This window comes from Kribbella sp. NPDC051137 (assembly GCF_040682535.1).
Lineage (GTDB): Bacteria > Actinomycetota > Actinomycetes > Propionibacteriales > Kribbellaceae > Kribbella > Kribbella karoonensis.
In genome coordinates, this window is sequence record NZ_JBFBBI010000002.1 from 1,368,822 (window position 1) to 1,386,848 (window position 18,027).

15 protein-coding genes are annotated in these 18,027 nt (G+C 69.3%); 9 read left to right on the forward strand and 6 right to left on the reverse strand.

Annotation, left to right across the window (positions count from 1 at the left end):
• The first annotated feature begins 30 nt into the window (after positions 1-30).
• Entirely contained in the window at positions 31-525 is a 495-nt protein-coding gene (locus tag AB0M51_RS14060) for a MarR family transcriptional regulator (protein WP_344187412.1), read from the forward strand.
• Between the two features lie 68 nt (positions 526-593).
• Complete coding sequence (locus AB0M51_RS14065; RefSeq protein WP_344187411.1) at positions 594-791, forward strand: hypothetical protein; 198 nt, start codon at positions 594-596, stop codon at positions 789-791.
• Here the strand turns inward: AB0M51_RS14065 and AB0M51_RS14070 are convergent.
• From AB0M51_RS14070 to AB0M51_RS14080, 3 genes are read right to left on the reverse strand one after another with little or no spacing between them, the layout of a single operon-like run.
• On the reverse strand, positions 781-1,512 hold the full coding sequence (locus tag AB0M51_RS14070) for a GNAT family N-acetyltransferase (protein ID WP_344187410.1): 732 nt from the start codon (positions 1,510-1,512) through the stop codon (positions 781-783). The genes AB0M51_RS14065 and AB0M51_RS14070 overlap by 11 nt on opposite strands.
• Complete coding sequence (locus AB0M51_RS14075) at positions 1,509-2,090, reverse strand: GNAT family N-acetyltransferase (protein ID WP_344187409.1); 582 nt, start codon at positions 2,088-2,090, stop codon at positions 1,509-1,511. Before AB0M51_RS14075 ends, AB0M51_RS14070 begins: the two co-directional genes overlap by 4 nt.
• The gene (locus tag AB0M51_RS14080) at positions 2,087-2,881 is read right to left on the reverse strand and encodes an SGNH/GDSL hydrolase family protein (protein WP_344187408.1); all 795 of its coding nucleotides are present in this window, start codon (positions 2,879-2,881) and stop codon (positions 2,087-2,089) included. Before AB0M51_RS14080 ends, AB0M51_RS14075 begins: the two co-directional genes overlap by 4 nt.
• Before the next feature lie 28 nt (positions 2,882-2,909).
• On the opposite strand from AB0M51_RS14080, the gene AB0M51_RS14085 reads away from it, so the two are divergent.
• From AB0M51_RS14085 to AB0M51_RS14110, 6 genes are all read left to right on the forward strand, one after another.
• Positions 2,910-5,912, forward strand: coding sequence for a hypothetical protein (locus AB0M51_RS14085; RefSeq protein WP_344187407.1), 3,003 nt, complete (start codon positions 2,910-2,912; stop codon positions 5,910-5,912).
• A 240-nt stretch (positions 5,913-6,152) separates the two neighbouring features.
• Positions 6,153-7,994, forward strand: coding sequence for an ABC transporter substrate-binding protein (locus AB0M51_RS14090; RefSeq protein ID WP_344187406.1), 1,842 nt, complete (start codon positions 6,153-6,155; stop codon positions 7,992-7,994).
• Positions 7,991-9,085 carry an ABC transporter permease gene (locus AB0M51_RS14095; protein WP_344187405.1) on the forward strand — a complete coding sequence of 365 codons (1,095 nt, stop codon included), beginning with the start codon at positions 7,991-7,993 and terminating at the stop codon, positions 9,083-9,085. The genes AB0M51_RS14090 and AB0M51_RS14095 overlap by 4 nt, the downstream gene beginning before the upstream one ends.
• A 5-nt stretch (positions 9,086-9,090) precedes the next feature.
• Positions 9,091-9,966, forward strand: coding sequence for an ABC transporter permease (locus AB0M51_RS14100; protein WP_344187404.1), 876 nt, complete (start codon positions 9,091-9,093; stop codon positions 9,964-9,966).
• Complete coding sequence (locus AB0M51_RS14105; RefSeq protein WP_344187403.1) at positions 9,959-10,768, forward strand: ABC transporter ATP-binding protein; 810 nt, start codon at positions 9,959-9,961, stop codon at positions 10,766-10,768. Before AB0M51_RS14100 ends, AB0M51_RS14105 begins: the two co-directional genes overlap by 8 nt.
• Positions 10,765-11,649, forward strand: a complete 885-nt coding sequence (locus tag AB0M51_RS14110) for an ABC transporter ATP-binding protein (RefSeq protein ID WP_344187402.1) — start codon at positions 10,765-10,767, stop codon at positions 11,647-11,649. The genes AB0M51_RS14105 and AB0M51_RS14110 overlap by 4 nt, the downstream gene beginning before the upstream one ends.
• On the opposite strand, the gene AB0M51_RS14115 is transcribed toward AB0M51_RS14110, so the two are convergent.
• Positions 11,642-12,406, reverse strand: coding sequence for a class I SAM-dependent methyltransferase (locus tag AB0M51_RS14115; RefSeq protein ID WP_363749447.1), 765 nt, complete (start codon positions 12,404-12,406; stop codon positions 11,642-11,644). The genes AB0M51_RS14110 and AB0M51_RS14115 overlap by 8 nt on opposite strands.
• 43 nt (positions 12,407-12,449) lie before the next feature.
• Positions 12,450-15,206 carry a BTAD domain-containing putative transcriptional regulator gene (locus AB0M51_RS14120; protein ID WP_344187400.1) on the reverse strand — a complete coding sequence of 919 codons (2,757 nt, stop codon included), beginning with the start codon at positions 15,204-15,206 and terminating at the stop codon, positions 12,450-12,452.
• A gap of 127 nt (positions 15,207-15,333) precedes the next feature.
• On the opposite strand from AB0M51_RS14120, the gene AB0M51_RS14125 reads away from it, so the two are divergent.
• Positions 15,334-15,945 (forward strand): LysE family translocator, encoded by a 612-nt coding sequence (locus tag AB0M51_RS14125; RefSeq protein WP_344187399.1) that lies wholly within the window; start codon positions 15,334-15,336, stop codon positions 15,943-15,945.
• Here the strand turns inward: AB0M51_RS14125 and AB0M51_RS14130 are convergent.
• Positions 15,942-17,975: a phosphocholine-specific phospholipase C gene (locus tag AB0M51_RS14130; protein WP_344187398.1), complete on the reverse strand. Its 2,034-nt coding sequence runs from the start codon at positions 17,973-17,975 to the stop codon at positions 15,942-15,944. The two genes, AB0M51_RS14125 and AB0M51_RS14130, sit on opposite strands and share 4 nt — an antisense overlap.
• Positions 17,976-18,027: the final 52 nt, after the last annotated feature.

Here is an 18,027-nt window from a genome sequence, read left to right on the forward strand (position 1 = left end):
CTAATCTTCAGCTGCTGAAAAGTTCTCCGGGTGAAGGACTTTGTGGACACGCACGTCGACCTCTGGGCAGGAGAGCTGGCGGACCTCGACCGGGACGTCGAGGGGATCACGGTCCGCCTGCAGGTGGTGACGCGGTACTTGGAGCGCCGGCGGGAGGCCGTGCTGGCGGAGTACGGGCTGCAGCTGTGGGAGTTCAAGACGCTGCACATGCTGCGCCGCGGAGGTGCGCCGTACCGTGCGACGCCGGGTCAGCTCGCGCGGCAGCTGGGGATGTCGCCGGCCGCGCTGACCAACCGGCTGGACGCGCTCGAGCGGCGCGGGTACGTCGAGCGCACACACGATCGGGACGACCGGCGCAAGGTGACGGCAACGCTGACCCGGGCGGGGAACGAGCTCTGGGAGCGCGGAATCGGGGACATCCTGCGCGTCGAGAACGAGCTGATCCACCAGCTGCCGACGGACCAGCGCACGCAGCTGAACGACCTGCTCCGGCTGCTCGTGCTCGCCACTGAGGAAGATTCCTAGCCGGAACATGTCAAGTTCCGGCGGTCGCGTCCGACGTACCCGTGTAGGCGTCGAGAAAGGACAGACCGATGGAACCCCTCAACCTGATGGTGTCACTGAGCCACTTCGCGAAGGACGGCCGCGAACACCCGCACGGTCTCAGCGAGCCCGCCGGTCGGCGGACCGACGACAGCAAGCTGCTGCGCGGGCACCGGGCCGGCAACGGGCAGCCGGTACGTCGGCGTTGGCGCCTGCTGTTCGCCGGGTGGCGGACGATCAGTTCGTGACGACCGCGCTGCGCTCCCGGCCGACCTCGGTGAACCCGAACCGGCCGTACCAAGGGACCAGCTCGTCCGAGGTGCCGAGCGCGGCGTGCGAACAGCCGGCGGCGACCGCGTGATCCAGCGCCGCGGCGACGACAGCGGAGGCGGCGCCGCGTCCGCGCTCCTCTTCAGCGGTGGCAACCGACCAGATGTTCGCAGTGTCCCCGGCCGTCACGACGGTCGCCGACGAGACCAGCCGCTCGCCGTCGAACACTCCGACGATGTCGCCGGCCCCGTGGAAGAACGCGGTCAGGCCGTCCGGGTCGTCGTACACGCCGCCCACCATGCGCAGCAGCCGCGCTCGCTCGTCGGAGTCGCTGATGATCGCGGACCTGAACTCCGGACGCGCTGCCGTCGGGCGGTCGGCAAGGTCGCAGAGCATCAGTGGAGCCGTGTTCGAGGACTTCGGCCGGAATCCGTCGAGCGCCGCGGCGAGATCCTCGCGGTCGAGGATGCGGAGGCAGACGTCACCGCCGTCGCGGCGGGTCTGCAGCGCCTCGTGCACCGAACGGGTCAGGATCTCGGCCGACGGCGCACTCAGGAACAGCTGATGGGCGATCCTGCCGGGACTACCGGTCCACCAGAAGCAGTCGGCGTCGCCGTGCCGTTCCCACACGAACACACCTGGCCGCTCGGCCAAGCGGCGCCAGCCGATCACGGACGCGTCCCAGACCTGGGTGCTCATGGTTGTGCCGGCCGGTAGAGGGCGTAGTGCATCGGGCCGTTGTGGGGGAGTTCCAGTTCGGCGATGACCGTGAAGCCGAAGGACTCGTAGAAGCCGACGTTCGCCGGGTCCTGGGTTTCCACGAACGTGGGGGAGTGGGCCGCATCGGCGACCGCCAGTCCGGGCTCGATGACGGCGTGGCCGAGTCCCTGGCGTTGGTGGTCCGGGTGTACGGCGGCGAGCGCGAGTAGCCAGGACGGGGTGCGCGGATGGAAGAGCGCGATCGCCTGGCCGTACTCCGCGGTGAGCTCGGCCCGTGATCCGGCGATCTCCCGGAACGCCGTGCTGTGCGGTTCGAACGCGTCCGCCGCGAGGTCCGGTGGCAGCCAGACCGCGACCGCGCGGACGTCGTCGGTCACCCAGACGCGGCCGTGCGGGATCCCGATCGCCTCGACGAACAGCCGGTGGTACTGCGTGAGCCGGTCGACGTACCCGTCCGGGTCGAGGCAGGCGCGGGTCATCGGGTAGTCGAGCAAGGCCTGCGTCAGCGTGTCGACCGCCGTGTCGACGTCCGCGGTCGTTGCCTCGCGCACCTTCATGACCCGAGCGTCTCCACGATCAGGTCGGCGACGGCCCGCATACCGGCCGCGTTCGGGTGGTACGGGACGAAACCGCCGAGGTTCGGCGGCAGCATCGTGAACCCGGTGGTCCACGGCTCCGCCGAGCCGATCGCGTGGTCGCGGCTCGCCGCCGACGCGGCGACCAGGTCCGCGCCGGCCGCGGCGGCTGCCTTCGCGAACGCGGCCGCGAGTCCGTCGGCCATCATCGCGATGCTCGGGAGCTGCTCCTCGTTCAGCGGTACGTCGAGACGCGGGCGGGTCGCCGGACCGACCAGGCTGAGGTAGTCGACGAGCAGGATCCGCGCTTCGGGCGACCGTTCGCGGGCGCGCTCGACGACCGTGGTCAGCGAGTCGGTGACGGCCTGGTACGACGCGTCGTCCTTGAGGTAACTGACCCGCGCGCGGATCCGGTTCGCGACCCGGCGGCCGAGGATCGTCGCGGGTTTGGCGATCGTGTTCAGGAAGCTGCCGCGCAGGAACGTGCCGACGTACTCGAGGTCGTTCCCGCCGCAGGTGATCGTGATCAGCGCGGTGTCCGGGGTGAGTGCGTCGAGTTGCGGCGGTGCGTCGTCCTGGCGGGTGTCGATGAGGTGCGCGGTGGTGGCGCCCGAGTACGAGACGTCGACGAGGTCGAGGCCCAGCTCGGCGGCGACCAGGTGCGCGTAGTTGTTGCCGGACCGGCCCGCGGGCGGATCCACGATCGGGCTGATCCCCGGCCCGGCCGCGAACGAGCTGCCGAGTGCGACGTACCGACTGCCGGAAGCGATCACCGGACCACGATAACGGCATACTGCCCCCGTGACAGATGACGTGTTCGGTACGGCGGGTATCCGCGAGCGGGTGCTGGCGGGGTGGGCGGCCGCGCCGGTGCGCTTCCGGGAGGACGCGAACGCCGAGGAGGAACTTGCGCTCGGTGGGTACGCCGACCGGGTGGTCATCGAGCTGGCGCAGAACGCCGCGGATGCGGCGCTGCGGGAGGGCGTGCGCGGGCGGGTCTTGTACGAGCTCCGCAACAACACGCTCGTCGTCGCCAACACCGGCGCACCCCTCGACGCCGAAGGTGTCCAATCCCTCGCAACCCTCCGCGCCTCCGCCAAACGTGACGGCAATGAGGCTGTCGGGCGGTTTGGCGTGGGGTTTTCGGCGGTGCTGGCGGTGACGGACGAGCCGGTGGTTCTTTCGGGGACCGGGGGTGTGCGGTTCTCCAAGGCCGATACCGCGGCGGCTGTGGCGGAGTTGCCTTCGCTGGAGACGGAGGTTCGACGCCGGGACGGGCAGGTGCCGGTGCTGCGGCTGCCGTTCGAGGCCGAGGGCGAACCGCCGGCCGGCTACGACACCGCCGTACTGCTGCCGCTCCGCGACGAGGCCGCGGTCGCGCTGGTACGCCGTCTGCTCACCGAGGCCGACGACGCCCTCCTCCTCGCCCTCCCCGGCCTCGAACGGATCGAGATCGAGACCGAGGACACCCGCCGAACCCTCGAGAACGCCGAGTCCCGGTGGCACATCCACCGGACCTCCGGCGTCTTCACCCCGGCCGAGCGCCAGGCCCTGCTCGCCGACCGCCCCACCGAAGAACGCACCCGCCCGACCTGGTCGATCGTCTGGGCCCTCCCACACGCCGCCGCAGAGCTCCACGGGGCTGTCGTCCACGCACCCACCCCGACGGACGAACCGCTGTCGCTCGAAGCGTTGCTCTTGGCAACGTTCCCGCTCGACTCGACCCGCCGTCACGTCGCGAAGGGCCCGTTGACCGATCGCCTCGTGCAGGAAGCGGCGACGGCGTACGGCGAGCTGCTGCGGCGCCGGTTCGACGACGGGGACGACGTACTGCGGCTGGTGCCGACGGGCCTCGCGGCGGGCGCGGTGGACCGGATGCTGCGGGACGCGATCCGCGAGGTGCTGCCCGGCGTACCTCTCCTGCGGGCCGTCGACGGAGCGGCCGTCCGCCCGCGCGACGCCGTCGTCGTGGAAGGCGCCGACGAGCAGTTCGCCGAGGTGCTCGCACCGCTCGTACCGGGCCTGGTCCACGCGCGGCGTGCGGACCGCCAGGCGCTGGATGCCCTGCAGGTACGGCGGCTCGAGCTTGCCGAGGTGGTCGACCAGCTCGGGGGAGAGGAGCCGCCGAGCTGGTGGCACAACCTCTACACGTCCCTCGCGACCATGGTCGCCGACCCGCTGATCCGCGAGTCTCTCGGCACCCTCCCGGTCCCGCTCGCCGACGGCCGCCTGGTCCGCGGCGCCCGCGGCCTGCTCCTCCCCGGCCCCGAGCTCCCGCTCAGCACCCTCGAAGCCTTCACCCGGTACGGCGTCCGCGTCGTCCACCCCGACGCCGTTTCCCCGACCCTCGAACGCCTCGGCGCCGTCCCCGCCACCGCCCGCTCGCTCCTCGAAGACCCCGCCATCCGCGCGGCCGTCGAACACTCGGCCGAGGACTGGGAGGCCGGCGACCCGGCAACCTGGACCGGCGAGGCCGCCCGTGCCGAAGGCACCCTCCCCGTCGCGCATGCAGTGCTTGCGCTGATCGCCGCAGATCCGGCGCAGGCTGAGGGCTTGTGGTGGTTGTCGGATCTGGTGTTGCCGGATGCGACCGGTGAGCTGGTACCCGCGAACGCCCTGGTGATCGAGGGGTCAGCCGCGCAGCAGGTTCTCGACCCGGCGGAGGTTTCGCCCGTGGCGGGGGAGTTGGTCGAGCGCTACGGGCAGGCCCCGTTGAACGCCATCGGGGTGCTCAGCACCCTCGGCGTCGTCACCGCCTCCGAGGTCGCCCTGGACCACCTCCCGGAAGTGCTCCGGGACCTCGACGGCATCGAGGACTGGGCGTACGACGTGGCCCCGGACGGGTCGCCGTACGGCGCGACCGTCGGGGATCTCGACGCGATCCGCGACCTCGACTGGATCACCGACGGCAGCTGGCCGGAAGCCCTGCGAATACTGGGATCCGACCCCGTCCTGCGACGCGCGCTGGTCACGCAGGTCCGCGTCGTCGGACCCGACGACCGGCCGCTCGGCGTACCGTCGTACGCCGCCTGGTGGATCCGCGAACACGTCCGCCTCGACGACGGCGAGCTGCTCGCCGGCCGCGCCGACCCGGAGGCCGAACCGGTCCTCGCGAGCTTCCTCGACGAAGCGCCGGACTGGACCGCAGCCCTCGACCCGGAGGTCCGCACGGCGGTCGGCCTGGTCCGCGACGCCGGTGACCTGGACGCCGAGGGTCTCGCGCTCGTCCTCGAACGGCTCGCCGACCCGGACCGTGAGCTCGACGAGGCAGCGCTCCTCCGGCTCTGGGCCCGCCTCGGGACCCTCGCGCTCTTCCCCGGCGACGCGCCGGCCCGGGTACGGGTCCTCGACGCCGACGGCACCACCCGGGTGACCGACGCCGAGCACGCGGTCGTCGTCGACGGACCGATGTGGGTGCAGCGCGCCGACCTGGGCGGGTTCGTGATCGGCTCCGGCGCGGCCGCGGACGGGCTCGGCGACCTGTTCGACGTACCGCTCGCCCAAGAGGTTGCCGAGGGCAAGATCGACGGCGACGGTACGGCGGCCGACGTACCGGAGCTGGTCCGCGAACTGGTCCCCGAGGTGCCGGCCACCTGGTGGGAGCACGAGGAGCTGACCGTCGACGGTGTCGAGGTCTCGTGGTGGGTGGACGCCGACGGCGCGCCGCACGCCGCCACCTTCGACGGCCTCGCGAAGGCCCTCGCCTGGGCCGCCGGCCGCTGGGACCGCCGGCACGTGATCCGCGCGGTTCTCAACGAACCGGACCGGGCGGCCGAACTTCTGGTCGACGCAATCTTCGACTGACCGGAACCGGCCGCCCACCACACCGCGTGATCGCGCTTGGAAGCGTTTCCGCCTAGAGGCGTTACCCAGAGCGAGCAACGTTGTCATCGGTTGGTATATCGACTGATCTGCGGATATGACGTTGCGGTTCCAACGTGGGAACGAACTCTTGTCAACGTTGTCAACGCTACCTATAGTCCGTGGCACCTCTCGGTCGGTGATCCGCCTGTCCACGCAACGTAAACGGAGGTGACATTCATCATGAATGACGCGCCGCGCCCGCAGTACGAGAACGTCGAAGATGTCGTCCGGTACCAGTTGTCCCGCCGCAGCATGATCGGCGCAGGAGGCGCGGCCGCGATGACCGCATTCCTGGCCGCCTGCTCCGGCGGCGGCTCGTACTCCGACAAACCGGCGAACGCCAACAACAAGCCCAGCGCCGGTAAGTCCATCCAGATCGGCAAGGCGAACATCCCGGTCCCGCGGGACCAGACGGTGATCGTCGGCCAGGTCGAGTACACGGTCTTCGACAGCTTCAACGGGATGATCCCGAACGGATCGCCTTCGGGCGCCGGCGTCGAGCTGAGCACCGAACCGCTGTTCTTCCTGAGCTTCGCCACCGGCAAGCTCACGCCGTGGCTGGCGACGGAGTACAAGTACAACGACACCTTCACCGAGCTGACCCTGAAGTTCGACCCGAAGGCACACTGGAACGACGGCCAGCCGCTGGGCGCGAACGACTTCAAGTTCACCGTGATGCTGCTGAAGGACCGCCCGGACCTCTTCGGCGGCGGCGGCGACCTGAAGGAGTTCGTCAAGTCGGTCGCCGTTCCCGACCCGCACACCGCGGTGGTCACGTTCCTGAAGCCGGCGCCGCGCTTCCACTACAACTTCATCGCCGCGATCTCCGGTGCGCCGAACAACATCATGCCGGAGCACATCTGGAAGTCGCAGGACCCGACGAAGTACAAGGACAACCCGCCGGTCCGCTCCGGCCCGTACAAGCTGAAGCAGGCGATCCGGAACCAGAAGATGTTCATCTGGGAGAAGGACGACAAGTACTGGAACAAGGACAAGCTCGACGTCAAGCCGCAGTACGTCGTGTTCCAGAGCACGTCGAAGCAGCTCGACCAGGCGTCGCTGGCGTTCGAGCGGGCCGAGTTCGACGTCGGCTCGGTCGACGAGCCGCACGCCAAGCTGCTGCGCAACAACGGCTACCCGAACCTGGTCACGACCCAGTTCCACGACCCGAACCCACGGGTCTTCTGGCTGAACTGCGACCCGGCGCGCGGCGTGATGGCGGAGCCGAAGATGCGCTGGGCGATCAACTACTGCATCGACCGGGAGAAGATCGGCAACTCGATCTGGCCGGTGAAGGTGCCGCCCGCGCAGTACCCGTGGGCGGACTACCCGACCAACGACAAGTGGAAGAACGACGACCTCGCCAACAAGTACAAGTTCGAGTTCAACCCGGACAAGGCGACGCAGATGCTGGACGAGATCGCGCCGAAGAACGCGGCCGGCAAGCGGACGTACAAGGGCAAGGAGATCAACCTCGAGATCATCACGGTCTCGCCGGTCGACGGCCCGGAGTACGCGATCGCCAACCTGCTGAAGACCCAGCTCGGGAAGGTCGGCGTACCGGCCACTCTGCGCAGCCTGGCCGGCAGCGTCCACGACGACAAGTTCCAGCGCGGCGAGTACGACATCGACTCGAACTGGGCCGGTTTCGCGATCGACCCCGTGCAGCTGTACACCGACTGGACCAGCGACAAGTACCAGCCGATCGGCAAGAACGCCGCGCAGAAGAACAAGATGCGGTTCCGCAACCCCGAGTTCGACAAGATCATCGGTCAGCTGGGTGTGATGAACCCGGACTCGCCGGAGGCCAAGCCGCTGCTCGACAAGGCGCTGGAGATCTACTTCCAGCAGTTGCCGTTGCTCGCCTCGATCCAGACCGGCTACCCGTCGTACTTCAACACGGCCTTCTGGAAGGACTGGCCGACCGACGACAACCTGTACGAGGTCCCGCTGAACTGGTGGCCGCACTTCATCTTCGTGCTCGGCAAGATCTCTGCCACCGGGCAGAAGGGACCGGCGTGACGGCGGAGGCGCCGCCGGTTGTAGCTGTCGACAAGAGCCGGGACTCCGCACCCCAGTCCGGGGTGCGGGCCTGGCTGTCGCGGCATCCGCTGGCGGCGTACGCCATCCGGAGGTTCGGGCTCTACCTCATCGAGCTGTGGGGCGCGCTGACGATCGCGTTCTTCTTCTTCCGGATGATGCCCGGCGACCCGGTCCAGACGCTGATCCAGACGCTGCAGCAGAACTACGTCTACAACGCACAGGCGAGCGCCGAACTCATCGCCCGGTACCGGCACGAGTTCGGGCTCGACGGGAACCTGCTGACCCAGTACTTCAAGTACATGGAGAAGCTGATCCTGCACGGCGATCTCGGGCCTTCGCTGATCAACTACCCGACGCCCGCGCAGACCGTCATCCTGCGGTCGCTGCCGTGGACCATCGGCCTGCTCGGGATCTCCGCGGTGATGGCCTGGATCCTCGGCATGATCATCGGCGCGATCGCCGGCTGGCGGCGCGGCAAGATCGGCTCCGCGATCGCCACCAACCTGTCGATCGCGCTCTCGCACGTGCCGTACTTCTTCGTCGCGCTGATCCTGGTCTACATCTTCGCGTACTCGATGGGCGTGTTGCCTGCGAGATCGGCGTACGACTCCAACATCAGTCCGGGGATCACACCGCAGTTCATCGGCAGTGTGCTCAAGTACGGGTTGCTGCCGGGGTTGTCGATCGTGATCATCGGGACGTTCAGCTGGATCCTGTCCACCCGGATGCTGATGATCCCGATCCTCGGCGAGGACTACCTGGTGTACGCCGAGGCGAAGGGACTGAAGGGCCGCCGGATCCTCACCCGGTACGCGCTGCGGAACTGCTACCTGCCGCAGATCACCGCGTTCGGGATCTCGCTGGGGTTCATCTTCAACGGGAACGTGCTGGTCGAGCAGCTGTTCAACTACCCGGGTCTCGGCACCACGCTGGTGACCGCGATCCAGCAGCTCGACTTCAACACGATCCTGGGTGTCACCGACATCGCGATCTTCTCGGTGCTGACTGCCGTGCTGCTCCTCGACCTCCTGCTCCCGCTGCTCGACCCGCGGGTCAAGTACTGGAAGTGATGACGATGAGACTACTGACCGCGGTACTGCGGACGATCCGCAACAGCCGGCGCCTCGCGACCGGCCTCGTCATCCTGGCCGTGCTCGTCCTGATCGCCTTGTTCAGCCCGCTGATCGTGAAGGCGATCGGCGGCGGACAGGACCCGGTCGAGCTGGCGGCGTACGACAAGTGGCTGGTGCCGGGACCGAAGCACCTGTTCGGCACCGACCAGTTCGGCCGGGACGTGTTCGCGATGGTCGTGAAGGCGCTCTCGGTGTCCCTGCAGATCGGCGCGATCGCCGGCGTGATCTCGACCGTCGCGGGTGTGATCGTGGCGTTCGTCGCCGGGTACAAGGGCGGCTGGATCGACAACGTGCTCTCCACGTTCACCGGGATCCTGTTGGTCATCCCCACGTTCCCGCTGCTGATCGCGCTGTCGGCGTACGCGAAGAACGTCAGCCTGTTCCAGGTCGGCGTGATGATCTCGATCTTCTCCTGGCCGTTCGCGGCGAAGACGATCCGGTCCCAGGTGCTCAGCCTGCGGACCCGTCCGTACGTCGATCTCGCGCGGGTCAGCAAGTCCCGGGACGTGGAGATCATCGTCACCGAGCTGCTGCCGAACCTGCTGCCGTTCATCGGCGTCGGGTTCGCGTCGTCGGCGCTCGGCGCGATCTTCGGCCTGGTCGGCCTGGAGATCATCGGCCTCGGGCCGGGCGGGGTCATCGACCTCGGCCAGATCATCTTCAACGCGATCGGCACCGGCGCGCTGACGCTCGGCGCCTGGCCGATGTTCGTGGTCCCGATCGCATTGCTGACGCTGCTGTTCGCGGCGCTGAACATGGTGAACATCGGCCTCGAAGAGGTCTACAACCCGCGACTGAGGGGAGTGGCCGGTGAATAACGTGCTCGAAGTGAAAGGCCTGGAGGTCGCCTACTCCACCAACCGCGGCGACGTGAAGGCGGTCCGCGGCATCGATCTCGACGTCCACCGCGGCGAGATCCTCGGCATCGCCGGCGAGTCGGGCAGCGGGAAGAGCACGCTCGCCGTCGCGCTGCTGCGGTTGCTGAAGGCGCCGGGCAAGGTGACCGGCGGCTCGGTGATGTTCCACCCGGCCGGCCACTCGCCGGTCGACCTGCTGAAGGTGCAGGGCGAGCAGTTGCGGGTCCTGCGCTGGAGCGCGCTCTCGTACCTCCCGCAGGGCTCGATGAGCTCGCTGAACCCGGTGATGCGCATCCAGGACCAGTTCAAGGACGTGATCCTCGAACACGCCCCGAACCGCAAGGACTCGCTCGGCGAGATGATCCCGCGGCTGCTCGAACAGGTCGGCCTGGAGCCCCGCGTCGGCCGGATGTTCCCGCACGAGCTGTCCGGCGGGATGAAGCAGCGGGTGCTGATGGCGATCGCGGTCGCGCTCGAGCCGGACCTGGTGATCGCGGACGAGCCGACCACCGCGCTGGACGTCACGATCCAGCGGGTGATCCTGCAGTCGCTGGCCGACCTGCGCAAGGACTTCGGTGTCACGCTGATGGTGATCTCGCACGACATGGGCGTGCACGCACAGCTGGCGGACCGGGTCGCGGTGATGTACGAGGGACAGCTCGTCGAGGTCGGCGACGTACGGCAGGTGTTCAAGGACCCGCAGGATCCGTACACCCGCCGGCTGATCGAGTCGATCCCGCAGGTCGGAAGGAGGGCCTCATGAAGTCCGAACTCGAACTTCGGGGCGTCGAGCAACGATTCCACGCCCGGGACGTGCCCGGCGGCTACCTGACCGCGGTCGACGACGTCAGCTTCACGCTGGCCGCGTCGCCGCCGCAGATCGTCAGCCTGGTCGGACAGAGCGGCAGCGGGAAGAGCACGATCGCCCGGAACGTGCTCGGCCTGCAGAAGCCCACCGCCGGACAGGTGCTGTACGGCGGCAAGGACATCTTCAAGCTGAGCCGTGCCGAGTACGACGAGTACCGGCGCGACGTGCAGCCGGTGTTCCAGGACCCGTACGCGATCTTCAACCCGTTCTACCGGGTGGATCGCGTGCTGTGGAAGGCGGTCAAGAAGTTCAAGCTGGCCGACACCCGGGCCAAGGGGCTGGAGCTGATCGAGGAGTCGCTGCGCGCCGTCCGGCTGGAGCCGGAGAACGTCCTCGGCCGGTACCCGCACCAGCTGTCCGGCGGTCAGCGGCAGCGCATCATGCTGGCCCGCGTGCACATGCTGAAGCCGTCGTTCATCATCGCCGACGAGCCGGTGTCGATGCTGGACGCCCAGGTGCGCAAGCACTTCCTGGACATCCTGCTGGACTTCCAGCGCGACCACGGGATGACGACGCTGTTCATCACCCACGACCTGTCCACGGTGTACTACCTCGGCGGCGAGGTGATGGTCATCACCAAGGGCAAGATCGTCGAAAGCGGCCCGGTGGCGACGGTGATGCACGAGCCGTCGCACTCCTACACGAAACTGCTGCTCGACTCGATCCCGCAGCCGGATCCGGACCAGCGCTGGACCACCCGGATCGCCGTCGACGAGCTGGACCGCCTGGACAGCACGCCGGCCGACACGACAGCACCGGAGGCACCGATCATCTAGTCCCCGACGTACACAGGAACTGGTAGAACCACGCGCTGAACGACGGGTCGGTCATCAGCTCCCGATAGCGGCCGATCTCGTCCGGGGTGGCGCCGACGGACAGCAGCAGCGGCTCGGCCTGGCGGTTGAGATTGCGGTGCAGCAGGCAACCGTCGGTGCCGCCGGCCGTGGTCTCGGAGTACTCCATCGTGTGAACGTCGTGGAGCCCGGCGGCCCGCATCCGTGCTGCCGTACTGCCCGCCCACGAGAAGCTGATGCCCCGGGCGGGACTGCCGACCTCGTGCGAGAGGTACTGCATCCGCGCCCAGAGCGCCTCGTCCTCGGGGCTCGGCGTACTGATCGGATGCAGCCGGCGGGTGGTGAAGTCGCCGATCACGATCCGGCCGCCGGGCGCGAGCGCGTCCACCAGGCCGGCGAACACCTGGTCGCGTTCGGGGAGGTGCATCAGCACCAGGCGGGCGTGGATCAGGTCGTACGGACCGGCGACGCCGTCGCGGACGTCCTGCTGAAGGACCTCGACGTTCGGGGCGAGATCCGGGAACCCGGAGGTGTCGAGGTCCAGGGCGACGACCTCGCGGGTGCGGGCGGCCAGCCAGTTCGCGATCCGGCCGGAGCCGGCGCCGACGTCCAGGCAGCGCGCGGCGGGGGACAGGCCCCCGCGTTCGAGACACCACTGCGTGGGGGCGTCCAGGATGTTGCCGAGGCAGTCGAGTTGCTCGCGGGCGAGTTCGCTGGTGGTGCCGAAGAGGTAGCTCATACCCGGCAGCGTGACGCTGTCGGCGCACCGGGCACATCCGGGATCATCCGGATCGGGTCAGCGCCCACGTGACGACCTCGTACCGGCTGTTCAGATCGAGCTTCTGCCGGACGTGGTCGAGGTGCGTCTCGACCGTACGGCGGGAGATCCGCAGGCGGCGGGCGATGTCGTCGTTGCCGAGGCCCTGTCCGGCCAGGGTCGCGACCTCGAGTTCGCGGCGGCTCAACGGCCGGTCGTCGACCGTCGGTGGTGCCAGTGCGTCGGCGATCAGCTCGGACTGGGTGAGCTTGCGGCCCTCGGACATCAGCCGGGCGGCGCGCCGTCCGCCGGTCTGCCGCCGGAGGCGTTCGACGGTCGCGTCGCAGAACCTCGTCATGGTGCCGGACATCCGGCCGCCCTGGCGGCTCAGCGCGGTGGCCGCACCGGCGAGGCGGAGCGCGGCGCGGGTGCGGCCCTCGTTCGCGGCCAGGCTCATGCTGGCCCACAGCCACTCGGGATCCTCGATCAGGCCGCCGGCCGCGCTGATCTGATCGACGACCGCGACGATCTGCCGTCGGTGTGCGTCGACGTCGCCCGCGACGGCCGCGGAGAACGCGATGCCCAGGCGGGCGGTCACGTTCATCGCCGCGCCGCCGCCGGCCAGGCTGATGGCGAGGGCCGCCCGGTAGTGCGCTTCGCCCTCCGCCCAACGGTCGTTCTCGAACAGGGTCAGGCCCAGGACGGTGAGCGCCCAGCCGCGGCCGCGTTCGTCGCCCGCGCGGGTGAACATCGCGATGCTCTGCTCGCAGAGCTCGGCCGCACGATGGGTGTCGCCGCTGGACGCCGTGACCAGGGCGAGATCGCGGAGGCTGCGCGCCGTACCGTCCTCGTCGCCGAGCTCGCGACGGATGGCGAGGCTGTGGTCGTACGCGTCGCGGGCCGCCGGGTAGTCGCGCTGCCGCCAGGCGAGCCGGCCGAGGCGGGCGTGCGCCGCGGCGAGAACCTTCGGCTCGGTGGGGGCCTGGTCGAGGACCTGCTCGATGCGTTGCCGCGCTTCGTTGACCTGACCGCGGTGCTCCGAGTAGTAGCCGAGCGCGGTGGACAGCCTGAGAGCCAGGTCCGTGGGCTGGGTGCGGGCCCAGGCGAATGCGGCGAGGACGTTGGCCTCTTCACGCTGCAGGTCGACGACCGCGGCGGCGCGGTCCGGACCGCGGAGCCGGATGTCGTCCCGGAGTACGACGGTGAGGTAGTGGCGCGCGTGGCGTTCTCGTACGGCGGTGTCGTCCTCGAAGACGGTGACGGCGTACTGACGGACCGGTTCCAGCAGGCGGAATCGCATCCGGCCGTCCGCGAGGGATTCAGTCAGGACGAGCGAGTGGTCGACCAGGACCGCGAGCGCGGTGAGGAGGTCCCCGTGCTCGGCGACTGCCTCCAGCGCGTCGAGGTCGAAGCCGCCGGCGAAGACGGCGAGGTGGCCGAAGAGTCGTTGTGCCGGCGGTTGCAGCAGGCGGTAGCTGGAGTCGAGTGCCGCGCGCATCGTGGTCTGCCGGCCGTGCGGCTCGTGCAGGAGCGGGGCGAGGCGGTCGAGGACCTGCTGCCCGGAGAGAACCCGGCTCCAGGCGGCGGCAAGCTCGATCGCGAGCGGGAGACCGTCGAGTTGGCGGCAGATCTGGTGAACGGTGTCGTCGAACGTGATGTCGGCGTTGACCAGTCGGGCGCGATCCGTGAACAGTTCCACTGCGGCGCGATGCGCGAGCGGCGGCAGCCGGTACACGTGCTCGCCCGGCGCACCGAGCGGCACCCGACTGGTCGCGAGGACCCGCAGTGTCGGGCAGTCTTTCAGCAATTGGCCGACGTACGCCGCGACTTCGGCGGCGACGTGCTCACAGTTGTCGAGCACCAGCAACAGCTCGCGGTCGGATCGAACACCCAGCGCCTCGTCCACCGCACGCGCCACCGACTCCACCGCTGCCAGCTCCACCATGACAACTGGCGCTGCCACCCGGCCCACGAACTCTCGTACCAACCGGGTCTTCCCGGCGCCGGGCGGCCCGGCCACCGTCACCAACCGGGCCCCGGTCAACAGCCGCCCAACCCGCCCGATCTCCCCGTCCCGGCCGAAGAACCGCGTGAGCGCAGCCGTCTGAGTGCCTGTCGGTACAGCGTCCGTCAGCAGTGATCGGTGAAGGGACTGGAGCGCGGGGCAGGGATCGGTCCCGAGCTGCTCCGCGAGATGCCGGCGGACAGACTCGTAGTGGTTGAGCGCTTCCGCCTGACGTCCTGCGTCGCGGAGCGCGGTGAGGAAGGTCAGCCACAACGTCTCGCGGAGCGGGTACTGCGCCGTGAGCCGTTGGAGCGCAGGGATATCCGGCACCTGCTCCCTCGCGGTGAGGTAACGCTCCACGAGCGCAGGAGTCTCCTGCTGGTCGAACCACGACGACAACGCGCCGCCGAACGGCTCTCCGCGCCACAACGCCAACGCCTGCTGGGGTTCTCCCGCATCGAGCAGGGCATGGAACCGCAGTACGTCGACACTCTCCGGCGGGACGTCCAACCGGTAACCGGTCGGCTCGGTGCCGATCACGTCGTCGCCGAGCACCCGCCGCAACCGCCCGACGTACGTCTGCAGGCTGCCCCGCAACCGCTGCGGCGGATCGTCCGGCCACAGCGCCTCGCCGAGTGCCGTGAACGACACGGTCCGCCCGCAACTCAGCGCGAGCATCGCCAGCAACGCCCGCACCTTGCGTCCCGGAACGTGCAGCACCTGCCCGTCGCAACGGATCTCGAACGGGCCCAGCAGCCGGATGTCGAGCTGTCCCATCTCACCCCCGAGAGATATGGCCATCCACCTTACCGATCCATCGGGTCGCCGCCGACTGACAGCGAACTGACAGCGGCGTTCCGTACGGTCGACCGGACAGCGGGCGCAAGCCCTGATCGGGGGGATCATGCCAAGCGGGACAACAGTCCTGTCCTTCTGCCTGGCGGCTCTGGTGGTGCTCGTCATCCCGGGGCCGTCGGTCGCGTACGTCGTCACCTGCAGCCTGCGCCACGGCCGCACCGCGGGCCTCGCGTCCGTGCTCGGCCTGGAACTCGGCGCCCTCGTCCACGTCGTCGCGGCCGCCGCCGGACTCGGCGCGGTACTGGCGTCCGCACCGGACCTGTTCCGGGTGATTCGCTACGCCGGCGCGGCGTACCTGCTGGCGATGGGCGTGCGCGAGTTCCGCCCGCCGAAGACCGACGGCCCGAAGCACCGCGCCCTCCCGGCCGGCCATCTGCGAATGATCCGCGACGGCATCCTCGTGGACCTGCTGAACCCGAAGACGATCCTGTTCTTCCTCGCGTTCCTACCGCAGTTCATCCACCCTGCCGAAGGCCCGGGGCAGGCCCTGCTCCTCGGCACCTGCTTCGTCCTCCTCGCCGCCTGCTGCGACGCGACGTACGCCGTCCTGGCCGGCGCCTTCTCCACCCGGCTGCGCTCCGCCCAGGCCCACAGACGCCTCCAGCAAACCACCGGAGGCGTCTACCTGGGCCTGGCAGGCCTGGCGGTGCTGACCTAGTGGGTCTTGATAGCCGGGTCGCTGATGCCTGGGGTGCCGGTTTCGACGTGGCCGGCGAAGCGGCGAAGGTAGGTCGGGTCGTCGGAGGTGGTGACGGAGACGTCGTACCAGCGGGTCGTGGTGGCGACCGTGCGGGTGGTCTTGCCGGGCTTCAGGTCGAGGTGCTGCGAGGTGCCGCCGTACGTGCTGGTGATCGTGACGCGGCGGGCCACGTCGGTGGTCAGCGTGAGGTCGAGGTTGCCGGTGCGGGCGTTCTCGCGGGCAGTGATCTCGAGTCCGGTGGCGGGCTTGCCCTGGAAGGTGCGGAGGAAGCCGTTCGGGCCGTGGACGGTGAGGTCGGTGACGCCGGCCGAGTAGATCGGGTTCCAGCTGTCGGCGACGGTCTTGCCGGCCTCGGTGGTGTACGTCCACGGGCCGTCGGTGCGGTTCGCGGACGTGATCAGGAACTGGGCACCGGCGTGCGGGCCCGAGCTGAAGGTCAGCTTGTACTTGCTGTCGGCAACGGCTCCGTCGACGATCGGCGCGTAGGGCAACGGACGGGTGAGCCGCCGGCCGCGCTCCTGCGCCGGGAGCTGGCCGACCGCGGGCGGGGTCGGCACGTAGTCCGGGTGCCGCTTGTTGTCCGGCGGCTGATACCCGCTGGTGTCCGGGAGCCTGGCCGGCTGCGTGGCCGACGTCCCGAAGTCGAACGCGGACGTCAGGTCGCCGCAGATCGCCCGCCGCCACGGCGAGATGTTCGGCTCGTGGACGCCGAACCGGGTTTCCATGAACCGGATGATCGACGTGTGGTCGAAGACCTCGGAGCAGGTGAACCCGCCGGTGCTCCACGGCGACACCACGATCATCGGCACCCGCTGGCCGAGGCCGTACTGCCCGTGCGCGGCCTTCGCGCCGGTGTAGAGATCGAGGGCCGGGTCAACGGTCGAGAGGCCTTGGTTCGCGTCCATCGGCGGGTACGGCGGTGCGACGTGGTCGAAGAAGCCGTCGTTCTCGTCGTACGTGACGAACAGCGCGGTCTTGCTCCACACCTCGGGGTTCGCGGTGAGCGCGTCGAGAACCTGGGAGATGTACCAGGCGCCGTAGTTCGCCGGCCAGTTCGGGTGCTCGGTGAACGCCTCGGGCGCGGCGATCCAGGAGATCTCGGGCAGCCGGTCCGCCTTCACGTCCGCGGCCAGCTGCGCGAACAGGCTCTCTCCGGCCTTCGCGTCGGTCCCCGTGCGAGCCTTGTCGTACAAAGGGGTTCCGGGCTGCGCGTTACGGTAGTTGTCGAAGTACAGCAACGAGTTGTCGCCGTAGTTCCCGCGGTACGCGTCGTCGATCCAGCCCCACCCGTGGTCGCCGTCCAGGCCGTCGCCGATGTCCTGGTAGATCTTCCAGGACACGCCGGCCTGCTCCAGCCGCTCGGGGTACGTCGTCCACCCGTAGCCGGCCTCGTCGTTGCCGAGCACCGGGCCGCCGCCCGTCCCGTCGTTGCCGGTGTACCCGGTCCACATGTAGTACCGGTTCGGGTCGGTCGAACCCATGAACGAGCAGTGGTACGCGTCGCAGAGCGTGAACTTGTCCGCGAGCGCGTAGTGGAACGGGATGTCCTCGCGGGTCAGGTACGCCATCGTGGTCGGGGTCTTCGCCGGAATCCACTGGTCGTAGCGGCCGCCGTTGAACGCCGCGTGCGCGTCCGGCCAGCTGTGCGCGAGGTCCTGGATGAACTGCAGCCCGAGGTTGTCCGCCTCCGGCCGGAACGGCAGGATCTCCTGGCCGAGCGCGTTCTTCTGGTAGAACGTCGGCTTGCCGCTGGGCAGTGTCACCGGCCGCGGATCGCCGTACCCGCGTACGCCGTTCAGCGTGCCGAAGTAGTGGTCGAACGACCGGTTCTCCTGCATCAGGACGACGATGTGCTCGACGTCCTGGACGGTGCCGAACCGGCGGTGCGCGGGGATCGCGGCGGCCTGCTCGATGCTGTTCGCCATCGCGGCGAACGCGGCCGACGCACCGGCCAGCTGCAGGAACCTCCGGCGGTTGATGTCTGGCATCTGGGTCTCCTTGTCGGGGCGGGTGGAGCCTCCCGGCACCCTAATCTGGACG

What these genes read in the sequence shown, in the direction of transcription:
- AB0M51_RS14115 (WP_363749447.1), bottom strand. Translation starts at nt 12,406, where the DNA reads ATGAGCTACCTCTTCGGCACCACCAGCGAACTCGCCCGCGAGCAACTC.
- AB0M51_RS14065 (WP_344187411.1), top strand. Translation starts at nt 594, where the DNA reads ATGGAACCCCTCAACCTGATGGTGTCACTGAGCCACTTCGCGAAGGAC.
- AB0M51_RS14130 (WP_344187398.1), bottom strand. Translation starts at nt 17,975, where the DNA reads ATGCCAGACATCAACCGCCGGAGGTTCCTGCAGCTGGCCGGTGCGTCG.
- AB0M51_RS14110 (WP_344187402.1), top strand. Translation starts at nt 10,765, where the DNA reads ATGAAGTCCGAACTCGAACTTCGGGGCGTCGAGCAACGATTCCACGCC.
- AB0M51_RS14120 (WP_344187400.1), bottom strand. Translation starts at nt 15,206, where the DNA reads ATGGGACAGCTCGACATCCGGCTGCTGGGCCCGTTCGAGATCCGTTGC.
- AB0M51_RS14090 (WP_344187406.1), top strand. Translation starts at nt 6,153, where the DNA reads ATGAATGACGCGCCGCGCCCGCAGTACGAGAACGTCGAAGATGTCGTC.
- AB0M51_RS14075 (WP_344187409.1), bottom strand. Translation starts at nt 2,090, where the DNA reads ATGAAGGTGCGCGAGGCAACGACCGCGGACGTCGACACGGCGGTCGAC.
- AB0M51_RS14100 (WP_344187404.1), top strand. Translation starts at nt 9,091, where the DNA reads ATGAGACTACTGACCGCGGTACTGCGGACGATCCGCAACAGCCGGCGC.
- AB0M51_RS14070 (WP_344187410.1), bottom strand. Translation starts at nt 1,512, where the DNA reads ATGAGCACCCAGGTCTGGGACGCGTCCGTGATCGGCTGGCGCCGCTTG.
- AB0M51_RS14125 (WP_344187399.1), top strand. Translation starts at nt 15,334, where the DNA reads ATGCCAAGCGGGACAACAGTCCTGTCCTTCTGCCTGGCGGCTCTGGTG.